The sequence below is a fragment of the Stenotrophomonas thermophila genome, from assembly GCF_001499715.1.
GTDB classification, from domain to species: domain Bacteria; phylum Pseudomonadota; class Gammaproteobacteria; order Xanthomonadales; family Xanthomonadaceae; genus Stenotrophomonas; species Stenotrophomonas hibiscicola.
In genome coordinates this window covers 1-16057 of sequence record NZ_CVIW01000004.1, presented here as the reverse complement: position 1 = coordinate 16057, position 16057 = coordinate 1, and the positions used below count along the sequence as shown (strand labels likewise).

General features: G+C 66.0%; 15 protein-coding genes. 3 read left to right on the top strand and 12 right to left on the bottom strand.

Annotation, left to right across the window (positions count from 1 at the left end; all coding sequences use genetic code 11):
- Nucleotides 1-50: 50 nt before the first annotated feature.
- The 5 genes from pheS to thrS form a co-directional block, all read right to left on the bottom strand.
- Nucleotides 51-1046 carry a phenylalanine--tRNA ligase subunit alpha gene (gene pheS, locus BN1263_RS03560; protein WP_021202188.1) on the bottom strand — a complete coding sequence of 332 codons (996 nt, stop codon included), beginning with the start codon at nt 1044-1046 and terminating at the stop codon, nt 51-53.
- A 193-nt stretch (nt 1047-1239) separates the two neighbouring features.
- Nucleotides 1240-1599: a 50S ribosomal protein L20 gene (gene rplT / locus BN1263_RS03555; protein ID WP_005410435.1), complete on the bottom strand. Its 360-nt coding sequence runs from the start codon at nt 1597-1599 to the stop codon at nt 1240-1242.
- 11 nt (nt 1600-1610) lie between these two features.
- Nucleotides 1611-1808, bottom strand: coding sequence for a 50S ribosomal protein L35 (gene rpmI / locus BN1263_RS19925; RefSeq protein WP_005410436.1), 198 nt, complete (start codon nt 1806-1808; stop codon nt 1611-1613).
- A 266-nt stretch (nt 1809-2074) separates the two neighbouring features.
- Entirely contained in the window at nt 2075-2617 is a 543-nt protein-coding gene (infC, locus tag BN1263_RS03550) for a translation initiation factor IF-3 (RefSeq protein WP_019660568.1), read from the bottom strand.
- Nucleotides 2618-2665: 48 nt separating this feature from the next.
- Entirely contained in the window at nt 2666-4567 is a 1902-nt protein-coding gene (gene thrS, locus BN1263_RS03545; RefSeq protein WP_058979607.1) for a threonine--tRNA ligase, read from the bottom strand.
- 429 nt (nt 4568-4996) lie between these two features.
- Between thrS and BN1263_RS03540 the strand changes: the two genes are divergently transcribed.
- The 3 genes from BN1263_RS03540 to BN1263_RS03530 are packed head-to-tail and all read left to right on the top strand — an operon-like array spanning nt 4997 to nt 7126.
- A complete protein-coding gene (locus BN1263_RS03540) occupies nt 4997-5293 on the top strand; it encodes a hypothetical protein (RefSeq protein WP_058979604.1) in 297 nt (98 codons plus the stop codon).
- Entirely contained in the window at nt 5293-5556 is a 264-nt protein-coding gene (locus tag BN1263_RS03535; protein ID WP_058979602.1) for a hypothetical protein, read from the top strand. Before BN1263_RS03540 ends, BN1263_RS03535 begins: the two co-directional genes overlap by 1 nt.
- A gap of 10 nt (nt 5557-5566) precedes the next feature.
- Complete coding sequence (locus BN1263_RS03530) at nt 5567-7126, top strand: PepSY-associated TM helix domain-containing protein (RefSeq protein ID WP_058979601.1); 1560 nt, start codon at nt 5567-5569, stop codon at nt 7124-7126.
- Between the two features lie 126 nt (nt 7127-7252).
- Here the strand turns inward: BN1263_RS03530 and BN1263_RS03525 are convergent, their stop codons facing one another.
- The 7 genes from BN1263_RS03525 to BN1263_RS03495 form a co-directional block, all read right to left on the bottom strand.
- On the bottom strand, nt 7253-8443 hold the full coding sequence (locus BN1263_RS03525; RefSeq protein WP_021202193.1) for a glycoside hydrolase family 18 protein: 1191 nt from the start codon (nt 8441-8443) through the stop codon (nt 7253-7255).
- Between the two features lie 281 nt (nt 8444-8724).
- Nucleotides 8725-10833, bottom strand: coding sequence for a polyribonucleotide nucleotidyltransferase (pnp, locus tag BN1263_RS03520; protein ID WP_005417884.1), 2109 nt, complete (start codon nt 10831-10833; stop codon nt 8725-8727).
- Nucleotides 10834-10984: 151 nt separating this feature from the next.
- Nucleotides 10985-11245: a 30S ribosomal protein S15 gene (rpsO, locus tag BN1263_RS03515; RefSeq protein ID WP_058979599.1), complete on the bottom strand. Its 261-nt coding sequence runs from the start codon at nt 11243-11245 to the stop codon at nt 10985-10987.
- Between the two features lie 174 nt (nt 11246-11419).
- On the bottom strand, nt 11420-12328 hold the full coding sequence (truB, locus tag BN1263_RS03510) for a tRNA pseudouridine(55) synthase TruB (protein ID WP_058979597.1): 909 nt from the start codon (nt 12326-12328) through the stop codon (nt 11420-11422).
- A gap of 108 nt (nt 12329-12436) precedes the next feature.
- Entirely contained in the window at nt 12437-12820 is a 384-nt protein-coding gene (gene rbfA / locus BN1263_RS03505) for a 30S ribosome-binding factor RbfA (RefSeq protein ID WP_019660575.1), read from the bottom strand.
- 205 nt (nt 12821-13025) lie between these two features.
- A complete protein-coding gene (gene infB, locus BN1263_RS03500; RefSeq protein ID WP_019660576.1) occupies nt 13026-15668 on the bottom strand; it encodes a translation initiation factor IF-2 in 2643 nt (880 codons plus the stop codon).
- Between the two features lie 92 nt (nt 15669-15760).
- Nucleotides 15761-16057 (bottom strand): helix-hairpin-helix domain-containing protein (locus tag BN1263_RS03495; RefSeq protein WP_222102694.1); only part of this gene is annotated, 297 nt, incomplete at its 5' end.

Sequence of the window (16057 nt, the reverse complement as noted above, 5' to 3'; positions counted from 1 at the left end):
GTCCATCCAGAAAGGCAGCCGAGCATGGCCCGGCTCTGCACGGTTGCGGCTTACGCGAACTGCTTCAGGAACCGCACATCGTTCTCGAAGAACGCGCGCAGGTCGTTGACGCCGTAGCGCAGCATCGCGAAACGCTCCACGCCCATGCCGAAGGCAAAGCCGGTGTAACGCTCCGGATCGATGCCGACATTGCGCAGCACGTTCGGATGCACCATGCCGCAGCCGAGCACTTCCAGCCAGCGGGTGCTGCCATCGGGCTGCTGCCAGGCGATGTCCACTTCCGCACCCGGTTCGACGAACGGGAAGTAGCTGGGACGGAAGCGCATCTCGAAATCGCGCTCGAAGAACGCGCGCACGAATTCTGCCAACGTGCCCTTCAGGTCGGCGAAGGTCGAGTGCTCGTCCACCAGCAGGCCTTCGACCTGGTGGAACATCGGCGAATGGGTCTGGTCGCTGTCGCTGCGGTACACCTTGCCGGCAGCGATCATGCGCAGCGGCGGCGCGTGGTCGCCCATGTAGCGCACCTGCACACCGGAGGTATGCGTGCGCAGCAGGCGGCCGTCGCCGAAGTAGAAGGTGTCGTGCATGGCGCGCGCCGGGTGGTGCGGCGGGAAATTCAGCGCCTCGAAATTGTGCCAGTCATCCTCGATCTCCGGCCCTTCCGACAGCTCGTAGCCCAGCCGGCCGAAAATACCGGTGATGCGTTCCAGGGTACGGGTGATCGGATGCAGGCCAGCGCGGTCGCCATTGCGGCCCGGCAGGGTGATGTCGATGGCTTCGGCAGCCAGCCGCGCGTCCAGTGCGGCGTCTTCCAGCAGCGCCTTGCGCTCGGCCAGCGCACGGGTCAGTGTGTCGCGGGCCTGGTTGATCGCTTCACCGGCGGCCTTGCGCTCCTCGGCCGGCAGGGTACCGAGCTGCTTGAGCTGCGAGGTGATGCTGCCGCTCTTGCCAAGCAGGGCCACGCGCAGCTGTTCCAGCACGTCAGGGCTCTGTGCGGCGGCCACATCGGCCAGCGCCTGGGTGGTGAGGGATTGGATGTCGCTCATGGGGGGCCGGAACTCCAGTCGATCTGCCATCGCGATGCGCGAAGGGCCGACCCCTGTCGCCACCGCCGTCCCCGCGCTGCCGCTGTGGCCGCACCGGGACCCAAAAAAGAATGGGGAAGGACTTGCGCCCTTCCCCATGCATTGCCTTGACCTGACACCGTTCCGAGTGAACGGTTACGGCATCGGGAAGGACTTATGCCGCCAGCGCGCCCTTGGCCTTTTCGGCCAGCGCGGCAAAACCGGCTGCGTCGTGCACGGCGATGTCAGCCAGGACCTTGCGATCCAGGGTGATGCCGGCCTTCAGCAGGCCGTTCATGAAGCGGCTGTAGCTCAGGCCGTTGATGCGGGCAGCCGCATTGATGCGGGTGATCCACAGCGAACGGAAGTTGCGCTTCTTCTGCTTACGGCCGATGTAGGCGTACTGCTGTGCCTTGATGACCGCCTGCTTGGCAACGCGGAAGACCTTGCGACGGGCGTTGTAATAGCCCTTGGCGAGATCCAGAATCTTCTTGTGGCGGCGACGCGCCTGTACGCCACGCTTAACTCGTGCCATTTTTCAGTTCCTCAGAGGTAAGGGAGCATGCGGTCCAGACGGCCTGCGTCTTCTGCACGGACATGGCCCGTCTGACGCAGATTACGCTTACGCTTGGTCGCTTTCTTCGTGAGGATGTGGCTACGGTTGGCGTGGCCGCACTTGTACTTGCCCGAGGCGGTCTTGCGGAAACGCTTGGCCGCTGCCCGGTTGGTCTTGATCTTGGGCATTGCAATGTCCTTGATGGGATTTGACCCTGGTTTCTGACTGATCTGGCGGCGGCCTGGGCCGCTCTTTCCGTCCTGCCATGATCGGCGTACGACCCGTCCTGGGTGGGTCGAGCCGGGCATGATACAGGCAAAACGGCCCTGCCACCAGCCCCTGCCCGCCTTTCATCCGCAACCCGCCGGCCCGCCACAAAAGCAAAGGGACGCCAGCGGCGCCCCCTTACCCTGAACCATTCAGCCAGGCGCCCCGAAAGGCAGCCCGTCGGGCCTCAGGTCTTCTTCTTCGGCGCGATCATCATGACCATCTGACGCCCTTCCAGGCGCGGACGGGATTCAATGACGATGTCCTCGCCCAGATCGGCCTCGATCCGGTTGGCCATTTCGCGGCCCAGCTCCTGGTGGCTCATTTCACGGCCACGGAAGCGGATGTTGACCTTGATCTTGTCACCATCTTCGAGGAACCCGCGCATCTTGCGCAGCTTGATCTGGTAGTCGCCCTCGTCCGTGACCGGACGGAACTTCACTTCCTTGATCTCGACCTGCTTGGTCTTCTTCTTGGCCTCGCTGGCCTTCTTCTGCGCTTCGAACTTGAACTTGCCGAAGTCCATGATCTTACAGACAGGCGGATCGGCCTGCGGCTGGATTTCGACCAGGTCCAGGCCTTCATCTTCGGCCATGGACAGCGCTTCGTCGCGCGACAACACGCCGATCATTTCTCCGTCACTGCCGATCACGCGGACGCGCGGCACACGGATTTCCTGATTCTTGCGGTTCTGTTTGTTGTCAGGGGTGCTGATATTACGTTCTCCCAAGGGTATCGAACCGGCCCGGGTGCCTGTGCCCCCGGACCGGACCTTTGCTTACGCGCCCTCGGCGTGGAGCCGCTCGATGAAGGCCTGCAGGCTCATGCTGCCCAGGTCTTCGCCAGAACGCGTACGCACCGCCACAGCCCCATTTTCCTTCTCGCGGTCACCGATGACCAGCAGGTAGGGCACGCGCTGCAACGTATGCTCGCGGATTTTATAGCCGATCTTCTCGTTACGCAAATCCGAGCTGACGCGGAAGCCTTGCTCCGCAAGGGTTTTGGTCACGCCCGAGACATAGTCGGCCTGGGCGTCGGTGATATTGGCCACCACCACCTGGGTCGGCGCCAGCCAGGCCGGGAACTGGCCGGCATGGTGCTCGATCAGGATGCCCAGGAAACGCTCCATCGAGCCGACGATGGCCCGGTGCAGCATCACCGGGTGCTTCTTCTGGCTGTTCTCGTCCACGTACTCGGCGCCCAGGCGGCCGGGCATCATGAAGTCGACCTGCATCGTGCCCAGCTGCCAGGTACGGCCGATGGCATCCTTCAGGTGGTACTCGATCTTCGGGCCGTAGAAGGCGCCCTCGCCCGGCAGCTCCTGCCATTCCACGCCACAGGCGGTCAGCGCCGAGCGCAGCGCGCCTTCGGCCTTGTCCCAGGTGGCGTCGTCACCCAGGCGCGATTCCGGGCGCAGCGCGATCTTGATCTGGATCTCGTCGAAGCCGAAGTGCTGGTAGACCGCCAGCGCCTGCTGGTGGAAGGCGGTCACTTCCGACTCGATCTGGTTTTCCGTGCAGAACACGTGGCCGTCGTCCTGGGTGAAGCCACGCACGCGCAGGATGCCGTGCAGCGCGCCGGACGGCTCGTTGCGGTGGCACGACCCGAACTCGCCGTAGCGGATCGGCAGGTCGCGGTAGCTGTGCAGGCCCTGGTTGAACACCTGGATGTGGCCCGGGCAGTTCATCGGCTTGACCGCGTAAGTGCGTTTCTCCGATTCGGTGAAGAACATGTTGTCCTGGTAGTTATCCCAGTGGCCGGACTTCTTCCACAGGCTCACGTCCAGAATCTGCGGGCAACGCACTTCGCCATAGCCGCTGTTGCGGTAGACCTTGCGCATGTACTGCTCCACCACCTGCCACAGCGCCCAGCCCTTCGGGTGCCAGAACACCAGGCCCGGGGCTTCTTCCTGCAGGTGGAACAGGTCCTGCTGCTTGCCGATGCGGCGGTGGTCGCGCATTTCGGCTTCTTCGATGCGCTTGATGTACGCCTCCAGCTGCTTCTTGTCGGCCCAGGCGGTGCCGTAGATGCGCTGCAGCTGCTCGTTCTGCGCGTCACCGCGCCAGTAGGCGCCGGAGATGCGGGTCAGCTTGAAGGCCTTCAGGAAGCGCGTGTTCGGCACGTGCGGGCCGCGGCACATGTCCACATATTCCTGGTGGTAGTACATGCCCATCGCCTGGATGTCGTCGGCCATGTCCTCGATCAGGCGCAGCTTGTAGTCCTCGCCACGGGCCTTGAAGATCTCGACCACTTCGGCGCGCGGCGTCATCTTCTTGATGACGTCGTAGTCCTGGGCGATCAGTTCACCCATGCGCTTCTCGATCGCGGCCATGTCGTCCGGGGTGAACGGGCGCTCGGAATAGATGTCGTAGTAGAAGCCTTCGGCGATCACCGGACCGATCACCATCTTCACATCCGGGTACAGCTGCTTGACGGCGTGGCCGACCAAGTGGGCGCAGGAGTGGCGGATGATCTCCACGCCCTCCTCGTCCTTGGCGGTGATGATGCGCAGGCTGGCGTCGTGGTCGATGACGTCGCTGGCATCGACCAGCACGCCATCCACGGCACCGGCGATGGTGGCCTTGGCCAGGCCGGCGCCGATCGACTGGGCAACCTCCATGACGCTCACAGGGTTTTCGAATTCGCGGCGGCTGCCGTCGGGAAGGGTAATGTTGATCATCGCAGTGGCTTCGTGCGGGGCCCGCCGGGCGGGCTGGAAAGCGTTCCCGGGCCGTTGCCCGGGCAATAAAAAAGCGCCGCGAGGGCGCCTGGAACGCAGGGCCTTCGGGGGCAGGTCAACAGTGGGCGGTGGTAGTGCTCATGTCGCACGCTCGGCCGGCGCTGGGCGCGGGCCACCTTGTTCCAGTCAGGGGTTTGCGATGATCTTAAACCAGCGCACCGGAAAGCCCAAGGGCCACCGTACGGCCCGCTGAATGAGCCGCGCTGGCGGCGTGAAAACGCAATGATTACCATGTGCGGGCAGCCCGCCCCGTGCCAGCCTGCCCGCTTTCCCCCAGGACCTCGTGATGCGCCACCCGCTTCGACCGGCTGCCGCCGGCCCCGCCCGTGCCCCGCGTTCGCCGACCCGCCGCCGCGCAGGCTGCCCGCGATGATCACCGTCGGCCTCTCCACGCTGGGTTTCTGCAGCCTGGGCATGCTGGCGGCGATATTCTCGGCACTGGCCTTCTATGCGGCCTCGCCCCACTGCCGCTGGCCGCGCCTGCGCCGCGCCGGGCGTCTTGGCCACCAGATCGGCCTGGTCGCCGCTGCGGCCGCGCTGTGGCTGTGGATGGCCGAACTCGGCTTCGCCGCCGGCCTGGTGGCGATGCTGTGCACCTGGATGCTCGCGGCGATGCTGCTGCCGGCGCTGGCCGCCTGGCACCGACCGGGCACGGAGTTGCCCTGATGTGGGCGCGCGCCTTCGCCGGCATCATCGTCGGCTTCCTGCTTGCAGCCGCCGTTACCGGCCTGCTGGCCTGGCTTCCGCCGGGCCCTTGGCAGCGTGCGCTGGTACCTACCCTGGTCGCCTTCATCCCGCTGTGGATGCTGGCCGCCCTGTGGGCGTTCAGCTTCCGCAGCGCGCTGCGCGCCTGGCTGGTGCTGGGCGGCAGCGCCGCCACCGGCTTCGTCGTGCTCGGGCTGCTGCGCCTGACCGGCGCGGTGCAATGAGATCCACGCCATGAAGTTCAGTTCGCAGACCCTGCGCACGTTCACCACCCTGCACACCTGGGTCGGCCTGGTGGCCGGCTTCGGCCTGTTCGTGGCTTTTTACGCAGGCTCGCTGACCCTGTTCCACCATGACCTGCCGCGGTGGCAGACACCGGGCGCCGCCACGGCACTCCCGGCCAGCCTGGATGACGCCCAGTACCTGCTGGAGGACGTGCTGGCGGCGCATCCGGAAGCGCGCCGCCACGTCGGCATGACCTTCCCCGGCACCGAACACCCGCAGCCTCTGGCGTACTGGCAGGCCGATGACGGCAGCTGGCGCTATGCGTGGCCGGGGCAGATCGCCGGCAGCCCCGCGCCGCCGCAGTCCGGACTGGCCGAACTGGTCAACGAACTGCACTACAGTCTCGGCCTGCCGGTGGCCGGCATCTACGTGATGGGCATCGTCAGCCTGCTGTATGGCATGGCGTTGCTGAGCGGCCTGGTGATCCACCTGCCCAGGCTGCTCGGCGACCTGTTCGCACTGCGGCCGGGGCGCAACCTGAAGCAGCTGTGGCAGGACGCGCACAACGTGGTCGGTGTGCTCAGCCTGCCCTTCCACCTGATGTTCGCGGTCACCGGCGCCCTGCTCTGCCTGGTGTTCGTGCAGATGGCCCTGCTCAATCCGCTGATCTACGACGGCAAAGCGCTGCAGGCAGTACCGACTGCGATGGACACCGCGCCGGTGCGAAATGCCAGTGGCATCCCGGCACCGCCGGGCAGCCTGCGCGTGCTGCATGCGCGCGCACTTGAAGTGGCCCGCGCACAGGGCGTGGCCAACTTCGAACCGGCCTATCTGAAGCTGGCCAGTGGCGGCGATGCCAACGCGACGATCGAGATCACCGGCGAGGCCAGTGGCACCCTCGGCCCGCTTGGTGCCGTGGCATTGGACGTCGCCACCGGCAATCTGCTCGCGTCGCAGCTGCCGGGCCAGCGCGACGCCAACCACGCCACGCTCAGCGCCGCCTACGCGTTGCACTTCGGCGAATTCGGCAATGGCGTGGTGGTCTGGCTGTACTTCCTGCTCGGACTCGGCGGTGCGTTCCTGTTCTACTCCGGCAACCTGCTGTGGATCGAGTCGCGGCGCAAGCGTCGCCAGCCGCAACAGCCACGTGCCGGTGTGAACATGGCGCGGGCCACGGTCGGCGTGTGCATCGGCCTGTGCGTGGCGATCTCGATCGCGTTCGGCACCGCACTGGTGCTGGAGCGGCTGGCACCGTCGGCGGTCGACCACGGCATCCGCTGGGCCTGCTTCGGCAGTTGGGCGGCCTGCGCGCTATGGGCCGCACTGCGCCGCCCGGCGCAGGCGGCGCGCGAACTGCTGTGGGCGGCGGCGGTCAGTACCGCGCTGGTGCCGGTGCTGCACGGCGCACTCAATGGTGACTGGCTGTGGCGTGCGGCTGCGCGTGGCCACTGGCCGCTGTTCTGGGTCGATGCCATCGCGCTGGCGATGGCCTTCGGCTTTGCGCGTCTGGCCGTGGCCAGCCAACGCCGCGCCCGCAACGGCGATCCGAACAGCGTCTGGGCGAACTGAAGCGTGGCCGGGCATGGCCCGGCGCTACTGGAAGTCGGCTTGGCAGGGGCAACGAGGTACACCGCAGTGTGTGTATCAGGTCGGTGACGTTGCGGCATGGGCCCAGCACGACGCGCCACCCGGTACTCAATCGCCGATGCGCGCCTTCTGCCAGGGGCCCAGCATGGCATTGAGCAGGCTGGCCTGTTCGTCATCGCCGGTCAGTTCCCACATGAACACCCCGGCCAGGCCCTGCTCACGGGCGAACTGCGCACGCAGCCCGATCGAGCGCGGGTCTTCATAGCTGATGAAGATCTTCTGCGCGGCGTTGTACAGCCACGGGCTCTGCGCCTGCGGCTGCCAGTGTTTCGTCCAACCCGGCTGGTCGAGATAGCGCGCCTTGATCACCCGCCAGTCGCCGGCATCAGCCGGCGCACTGTAGGCCTGGTACAGCCCATCCGGGGCGTCGCCGGTGACCTTGAAGCCGCGCCCGTAGAACGGTACGCCCAGCACCAGCTTCCCGGCCGGCACGCCGTGCTCGCGGTAGAACTGCACCGCGCCGGCCACGTTGTTCCAGCGCCGCAGCTCCGGCGCCAGCGGATCGGCCGGCACTTCATGCAGAGGCGCATTGAAGGTCGACACCGAGGAGAAGCCGGTGCCCATGTCGTAGCTCATCAGGTTGATGAAATCGAACACCTTGGCCAGCGCCGGCAGGTCATAGCTCGCTGCTGGATCGTAGGGGCCATCGGTCTGCAGGCGACCGGCGGCCAGCGCGGCAGTCAGCAGCATCGACTGCCCCGTCCTGCGGCCGCGCGCATCGAGTGCCGCGCGGAAGGCCTGGGCAAGCCGGGTCAGATTGACGCGATCCTGCGGGCGATGCGCCAGCTCCTTCGGTCCGCCACTGACCGGGAACTCCCAATCGATGTCCACGCCGTCGAAGCTGCCGGCATGGCGATCGAAGAACAGCGCCATGCACGAATCGACCAAGCGCTTGCGGCTGGCCTCGGTCAGCGCTGCATCGGAGAACCCACCCGCACCCCAGCCACCGATCGAAATCAGCGTGCGCAGGTGCGGATGCGCCTTCTTGAGTTCGGCCAGTGCGGCGAAATTCTTCGGCGCTTCCGCACCGATCGTGCAGCGCCCGTCCTCGATGGTGGAGAACGCATAGAACAGATGCGTCAGGCGCTCGGCTGGAATGCTGGAGACCGGATAGCGTTCGGCCGAGCCGCCCGGGTAGTAGGCGCCGAAGATCGGCGGCTGCGCGGGCGCCGCGTGCGCGGCGATGGGCAAGACACCGGCAATCAGCACGGCAAGGACGGCCACGGTCTGGCGGAACATGGAGATCTCCCGGTTCGAAGGCGCCGCCACGTTAGCAAACCGATGGGGCTGCGGTACGGGTGTCGCGGCATGTCGTCCCATGGACAGGCGCGATCCGTGCAACCGAGACAGAACGATGGCCGCGTGGCGGCCCTCATGCACTGCAGCAGGACATGCAGCGACCTGGATGAGCTTCTCTTCGCAACATCGAGGCAAAGAAAAAGCGGGCCGAAGCCCGCTTTTTCAATTGCGAAAGCGTGAGGACCAACGGTCCTCACCCACCGCACGATCAGCAGTACCGATTATTCGGCGCTGGCGCCTTCGCCTTCTTCGACGGCCTTCATCGACAGGCGGATACGGCCCTGCTTGTCGACTTCCAGCACCTTGACCTTGACCACATCGCCTTCCTTCAGCTTGTCGCCGACCTTCTCGACGCGCTCGCTGGAGATCTGCGAGACGTGGACCAGGCCATCCTTGCCCGGCAGGATGGTGACGAACGCACCGAAGTCCATGATCTTGGCGACCTTGCCTTCGTAGATGCGGCCCGGCTCGACGTCCGAAGTGATCTGCTCGATGCGGGCCTTGGCGGCCTGGGCAGCGATGGCGTTGACCGACGCGATGACGATGGTGCCGTCGTCCTGGATGTCGATCTGGGTGCCGGTTTCCTTGGTGATGGCCTGGATGGTCGAGCCGCCCTTGCCGATCACTTCGCGGATCTTGTCCGGGTGGATCTTGATGGTCAGCAGGCGCGGCGCGTAGTCCGACAGCTCCTCACGCGGAGCGGTCAGGCCGTGGGCCATTTCACCCAGGATGTGCAGACGGCCAGCCTTGGCCTGCTGCAGGGCCTGCTTCATGATCTCTTCGGTGATGCCTTCGATCTTGATGTCCATCTGCAGGGCGGAAATGCCCTCAGCGGTACCGGCCACCTTGAAGTCCATGTCGCCCAGGTGATCTTCGTCACCCAGGATGTCGGACAGGACCACGAAACGGTCGCCTTCCTTGACCAGACCCATGGCGATACCGGCCACCGGGGCCTTCACCGGCACGCCGGCGTCCATCAGCGCCAGCGACGAGCCGCAGACCGAGGCCATCGACGAGGAACCGTTCGACTCGGTGATTTCCGAAACGACGCGGATGGTGTACGGGAAGGCTTCCAGCGACGGCATGACAGCCAGCACGCCGCGCTTGGCCAGACGACCGTGGCCGATTTCGCGGCGCTTCGGGCCCATCATGCGGCCGCACTCGCCCACCGAGAACGGAGGGAAGTTGTAGTGGAACAGGAAGTTTTCCTTGTACTCACCGGCAACGGCGTCGATGACCTGGCCATCACGGGCGGTGCCCAGGGTGATGGTCACGATGGCCTGGGTTTCGCCGCGGGTGAACAGCGAGGAACCGTGGGTACGCGGCAGCACGCCGGTCTTCACGGTGATCGGGCGGACGGTGTCCAGCGCACGGCCGTCGATGCGGACCTTGGTGTCCAGCACCGAGTCACGCATGGTGCGGTATTCCAGCTCGCCGAATTCCTTCGACAGCTCGGCCGGGTTCCAGCCTTCGGCGGCCACGCGGCCCGCCAGGGCTTCGAACACGTCCTTCTTGATCGCCGAGATGGCGTCGCGGCGCTGCAGCTTGTCACGCACCTGGAAGGCTTCGCCCAGGCGCGGGCCGATGGCTTCCTTCAGGGCGGAGATCAGCGCGTCGTTCTTGGCCGGGGCTTCCCAGGTCGACGGCTTGGTGCCGGCTTCGACGGTCAGCTCGTTGATCGCGTTGATGACCTTCTGCATTTCGCGGTGACCGAAGGTCACGGCGCCCAGCATCACTTCTTCGGACAGCAGCGCGGCTTCGGATTCGACCATCAGCACGGCGTTGGAGGTACCGGCGACGACCAGTTCCAGCTGCGAGTCAGCCAGTTCGCTGACGGTCGGGTTCAGGATGTACTCGCCGTTCTTGTAACCGACCTTGGCAGCGCCGATCGGACCCATGAACGGGGTACCGGCCAGGGCCAGGGCAGCCGAGGCACCGATCAGGGCCGGGATGTCACCGTCCACGTCCGGGTTCAGCGACATCACCGTGGCGATGATCTGCACTTCGTTCTTGTAGTCCTCCGGGAACAGCGGGCGGATCGGACGGTCGATCAGGCGCGAGATCAGCGTTTCCTTCTCGGTCGCACGGCCTTCACGCTTGAAGAAACCACCCGGGATACGGCCGCCGGCGTAGAACTTTTCCTGATAATCGACGGTCAGCGGGAAGAAGTCCTGGCCTTCGCGCGCGCTCTTGGCGGCGACGGCGGTGACCAGCAGTACGGTGTCGTCCATCTTGACGATGACGGCACCGCTGGCCTGGCGGGCGACTTCGCCGGTCTCAAGCGTGACGGTGTGCTTGCCGTACTGGAAGGTTTTGGTGATTTTTGCCACGGAGGGTGTCCTTGGGGATGCTGTCTGCGAATTTGGACCGTCGGCGACCCTTGCCGCCAGCGGGTGACCGGATCGTTCCGGCCTGAATCGGGGATTGCGGTACTACAAAACAAAACCGCGGCGCATCGCTGCGCCGCGGGGAATTCGTTGCTTAGCGACGCAGGCCAAGCTTCTCGATCAGGGCCTTGTAACGCTCGACGTCCTTCTTCTTCAGGTAGTCGAGCAGGCTGCGACGGCGGTTGACCATCTGCAGCAGGCCGCGGCGGCTGTGGTGGTCCTTCTTGTGGGTCTTGAAGTGGCCGGTCAGCAGTTCGATGCGGGCGGTCAGCAGGGCCACCTGGACTTCCGGGGAGCCGGTGTCAGCGGCGGTGCGCTTGTTGTCTTCAATGACCTTCTGGGTGTCGATCGACATTTCTTTTTTCTCTGTGATGCGTGGCCGGCAGGAACGCGCTTCGCGCACCGCCAGGCTCGCCGTGGACTACGAGGATGAAACCTGCACGAGGCAGGCTGCCGGAAAACGGCCGCGAAATTGTAACGGCCAGGGGCTTCCGGGACAAGGACCGGGGCTGAACCGCCCTGGCCCCGGTCAGAGGTTGAAACGACGCTGCGGAGCCAGCAGGCCACTGTCATCGACCTGGCCCAGCCCCTGGACAGCATCGCCCGGACCGAACACCGCCACCAGGCCGTGGGGCCAGGACGGGTCGCGCTGGCGCTGGCCGACGCAGAAGCGATGGGTCTGGTCGGCATCGAGATCGACCCGCGGGTATTCAGCCAGGCCGGCCGCCAGCGGCAGCAGCAGCGCATCCATGGCCGCCTCGTCGCCGGCCTCGGCCATCGCCCGCAGCTGGTCCAGGGTGACCATCGCCGGTTCGCGGAACGGCTCCACCCAGAGCCGGCGCAGCGCACTGATGTGTGCGCCACATCCCAGCGCCTCGCCCAGGTCGCGGGCCAGGCTGCGGATGTAGGTGCCCGAACCGCAGGTCACGCGCAGCCGCAAGCGCTCAGGCTGCTGCTCCAGCACGTCGATGGCGTGCACCTGCACCTCGCGTTCCGGCGCCTCGATGACGTCACCACGGCGAGCCTTCACATACAGCGGCTCACCACCCTGCTTCAGTGCCGAATAGACCGGGGCACGCTGGCGGATGTTGCCGGTCAGCGGCGCCAACGCGGCCTGCAGGGCCTCGGCACCGATCGCCGGTACCGGGCGCTGCAGCAGCACCTGGCCCTCGGAATCGTCGGTATCGGTCGTCTGGCCGAGCACGATCTCGGCATCGTAGGCCTTGGCCGACCCCAGCAGCAGCCCAGCGATCTTGGTCGCCTCGCCGAAGCACAGCGGCAGCAGACCGGTGGCCAGCGGGTCGAGGCTGCCGGTGTGGCCGCCCTTCTCGGCACGGAACAGGCGACGGGCCACCTGCAGGGCGGCGTTGGAGCTCATGCCGATCGACTTGTCGAGCAGCAGGATGCCATCCAGGCGGCGGAACTGAATTCGGGTCATGACAGATACGGGTAGCGCCGGGCCATGCCCGGCGAGCGCGAAGCGCGGCCAGCGTCCGGCCTCGCACGGTCAGAATGAAAAGACGCCGGGCATGGGCCCGGCGCTGGCTTATTCTTCGTCGCTCTCGCGACGCTTCTCCGCGGCCAGCGTATCGGGCAGGTCGCGCAGGAGGTTGTCGATATGCTCGCCACGATCGACCGAGTCGTCGTAGTGGAAATGCAGCTCCGGCACATGGCGCAGCTTCATCGCCCGGGCCAGGTCCATGCGCAGGCGGTAGCCCAGTTCCTTCAGGCCGGCCACCGCTTCCGCCGAACGCTCCGGCATCAGCGCGGTGACGAAGACCTTGGCATGAGCCATGTCGCGGGTGATTTCCACGTCGGACACGCTCACCGAGGGCAACCCGTGCTCGCGCACGGCGTTGTGCACCAGGGTGCCGAGTTCGCGGCGCAGCTGGGCAGAGACACGGTCGGTTCGATGGAAAGTCTTGGGCACGAGGAGCTCTTGGTTCAGTTGTCGCCCGACCAACGGTCGGGCGCTACCTTTGATTCGATTGTCGCCCGGCCAACGGTCGGGCGCCATCTTTGATTCGATTGTCGCCCGGCCAACGGTCGGGCGCTACATCTACCATGGTACCCGACCGTTGGTCGGGTTCTACATCACGGTAGGGCCCGACCGTTGGTCGGGCCGCCTTGCAGCATTACAGGGTGCGCGGCACTTCGATACGCTCGAAGCACTCGATCTGGTCACCCGGCTTGACGTCGTTGTAGGCCTTCACCGCGATACCGCATTCGGTACCGTTGCGGACTTCCTCGACGTTCTCCTTGAAGCGACGCAGCGATTCCAGCTCGCCCTCGAAGATCACCACGCTGTCGCGCAGCACGCGGATCGGCTTGTTGCGCTTGACCACGCCCTCGATGACCATCGAGCCGGCAACAGCGCCCAGCTTGGAGCTGCGGAAGACGTCGCGGACCTCGGCGATACCGATGATCTCTTCGCGGATCTCCACGCCCAGCAGGCCGGAGGCCACCTGCTTCACCTGATCGATCACGTCATAGATGATCGAGAAGTAACGCAGGTCCACGCCGTTGGATTCGATGATGCGACGGGCCGAAGCATCCGCACGCACGTTGAAGCCGATGACGGTGGCCTTCGAAGCGGCCGCCGAGTTGGCGTCCGACTCGGTGATGCCGCCCACGCCGGAGTGGATCACGTTGATGCGGATGTCGTCGTTGGACAGCGCGACCAGTGCCTGGCTCAGGGCCTGCACCGAACCCTGCACGTCGGCCTTGATGACCAGGTTGAGGACCTGCTGGCCCTCGCCCTTGCCCAGGGTCGCCATGATGTCTTCCATGCGGCTGCCCGCGGTGGCGACCAGGCGCGATTCACGGCGCTTGGTCTCACGCTGCTGGGCAACGTCCTTGGCCAAGCGCTCGTCCTCGACGACCACGAAGTCGTCACCGGCTTCCGGCACGCCGGACAGGCCCAGGACCTGCACCGGGATGGACGGGCCGGCGAACTCCGGCTGCTTGCCGGTTTCGTCGAACAGCGCACGCACGCGGCCGTACTGGATGCCGCACACCAGGTAGTCGCCCTTCTTCAGGCGACCCTGCTGCACCAGCACGGTGGCGACCGGGCCACGGCCCTTGTCCAGCGACGATTCGATCACCACGCCCGAGGCCCGGCCTTCGTCGACCGCCTTCAGTTCCAGCAGTTCGGCCTGGATCGAGATGGCGTCCAGCAGGTCGTCGATGCCCAGGCCGGTCTTGGCCGAGATCTCCACCATCTGGGTGTCACCACCGAAGTCCTCGGCCACGACCTGCTCGGACAGCAGTTCGTTCTTGACCCGCATCGGGTCGGCGTCGGACTTGTCGATCTTGTTGATCGCCACGATCAGCGGCACACCCGCCGAACGGGCGTGCTGGATCGCTTCCTTGGTCTGCGGCATGACGCCGTCATCGGCAGCAACGACCAGCACCACGATGTCGGTCAGCTTGGCGCCGCGCGCACGCATCGAGGTGAACGCCGCGTGGCCCGGGGTATCCAGGAAGCTGATCACGCCCTTGGGCGTATCCACGTGGTAGGCACCGATGTGCTGGGTGATGCCGCCGGCTTCGCCGGTGGCAACCTTGGTGCGGCGGATGTAATCCAGCAGCGAGGTCTTGCCGTGGTCGACGTGGCCCATGATGGTGACCACCGGCGGACGCTGGGTGGCTTCGCCCTGGTTTTCACCGGCCGAGGCCAGCAGCGCGTCTTCGGCGTCGTTGTCGTTGGCACGGATCGCCTTGTGGCCGAGTTCTTCGGTCACCAGCGCGGCGGTGTCATGGTCGATGGACTGGGTGATGGTGGCCATCACGCCCATCTTGAACAGCGCCTTCACCACCTCGCCACCCTTCAGCGCAAGCTTCTGCGCCAGGTCGGCGACGGTAATGGTGTCGCCGATCGCCACTTCGCGCACCACCGGTGCGGTCGGACGTTCGAACGCGTGCGGGCCGGCGTTGTTGCCACCACGCGACATGTCGCGACGGCCACCGGCCTGGTTGCGGCCGCCCGGACGACCACGGGTGTTGCTGTTGTTGCTGTTGCCACGACGCGCACGATCGGCCGCGGACAGGTGCATCTGGCCGGCGAAACGATCACCCGGGCCACGCTCGTTGCGCGGCGCGCTGCGGTTGTTGCGGTCGTCGTTGCGCGGCGGCGGCGCACTGCGCGGCGCAGCCGGGGCTGTCGCCGGGGCGCGCGGCGGGCGCGGCGCGGTTTCGTCGATCGGAGCACGCTTGGGCTTGCTGGCAGCCAGCGTCTCGGCCGCCTTGGCGGCAGCCGCAGCTTCCTCGGCGGCCTTCTTCTCGGCCTCGGCGCGTTCCTTGGCGGCGGCCTCTTCCTCGCGGGCACGGACGATGGCTTCGTCGCGCAGACGATCCTTTTCGGCCAGCGCCTGCTGTTCGGCGAGGTTGCGCGCACGCGACTCTTCCAGCTTGCGCAGGATGTCGGCGCGCTCTTCGTCCGGCGTCATGGCGCGAGCACCATCCTTGACGTAGGTACGCTTCTGGCGCACCTCGACATTCACGGTCGTCTTGCTGCGACCGGAACTGACCGTCACTTCCTGCTGTTTCCGGCGGTTGAGCGTGATCTTCTTTGCAGACTGATCCGTCTCTTCCGGGGCCTGCTCGGGCTTGCCGTGCGAACGACGAAGGAAGCCCAGGAGCTTCACCTTCTCGGTACTGGTCACGACCTGGTCGGGACCGCTGAACTTCATGCCGGCACCGGCCAGCTGTTCCAGCAGTTTTTCGACCGGTGTGTTGACCAGTTCGGCAAGCTTGCGGATGGTGGTTTGCTGCGACATTCGGATCCTATGATCTTGTGGGCGCCCCCCCGCATCTGGAGGTGGCGCGGATTCTACGCCCTGAGCGGCTCAGGGCCCTGTTCATTGCCGGCTCATTCGCCGCGTTCCAGTCGGGCGATCTCCTCGGCACGCGCGGCCAGGATCAGCGCCGCGGCGCGCTCCTGGTCCAGCCCTTCAATGCCGAAGTCCATGACCTCGTCGGCGGCCAGGTCGGACAGGTCCTCGCTGGTACGCACGCCGTGGCCGGCCAGCGCATACGCGGTGGCTTCGTCCATGCCCTTCAGGGACAGCAGGTCCTGCGCCGGCTGGCCGTCTTCAAGGCCTTCCTCGACTGCCAGGGCCTCATTGAGCAGCGCATCGCGGGCACGAGCGCGCAGCTCTTCGACGAT

What these genes read in the sequence shown, in the direction of transcription:
- pheS (WP_021202188.1), bottom strand. Translation starts at nt 1,046, where the DNA reads ATGAGCGACATCCAATCCCTCACCACCCAGGCGCTGGCCGATGTGGCC.
- rplT (WP_005410435.1), bottom strand. Translation starts at nt 1,599, where the DNA reads ATGGCACGAGTTAAGCGTGGCGTACAGGCGCGTCGCCGCCACAAGAAG.
- rpmI (WP_005410436.1), bottom strand. Translation starts at nt 1,808, where the DNA reads ATGCCCAAGATCAAGACCAACCGGGCAGCGGCCAAGCGTTTCCGCAAG.
- thrS (WP_058979607.1), bottom strand. Translation starts at nt 4,567, where the DNA reads ATGATCAACATTACCCTTCCCGACGGCAGCCGCCGCGAATTCGAAAAC.
- BN1263_RS03540 (WP_058979604.1), top strand. Translation starts at nt 4,997, where the DNA reads ATGATCACCGTCGGCCTCTCCACGCTGGGTTTCTGCAGCCTGGGCATG.
- BN1263_RS03535 (WP_058979602.1), top strand. Translation starts at nt 5,293, where the DNA reads ATGTGGGCGCGCGCCTTCGCCGGCATCATCGTCGGCTTCCTGCTTGCA.
- BN1263_RS03530 (WP_058979601.1), top strand. Translation starts at nt 5,567, where the DNA reads ATGAAGTTCAGTTCGCAGACCCTGCGCACGTTCACCACCCTGCACACC.
- BN1263_RS03525 (WP_021202193.1), bottom strand. Translation starts at nt 8,443, where the DNA reads ATGTTCCGCCAGACCGTGGCCGTCCTTGCCGTGCTGATTGCCGGTGTC.
- rpsO (WP_058979599.1), bottom strand. Translation starts at nt 11,245, where the DNA reads ATGTCGATCGACACCCAGAAGGTCATTGAAGACAACAAGCGCACCGCC.
- truB (WP_058979597.1), bottom strand. Translation starts at nt 12,328, where the DNA reads ATGACCCGAATTCAGTTCCGCCGCCTGGATGGCATCCTGCTGCTCGAC.
- infB (WP_019660576.1), bottom strand. Translation starts at nt 15,668, where the DNA reads ATGTCGCAGCAAACCACCATCCGCAAGCTTGCCGAACTGGTCAACACA.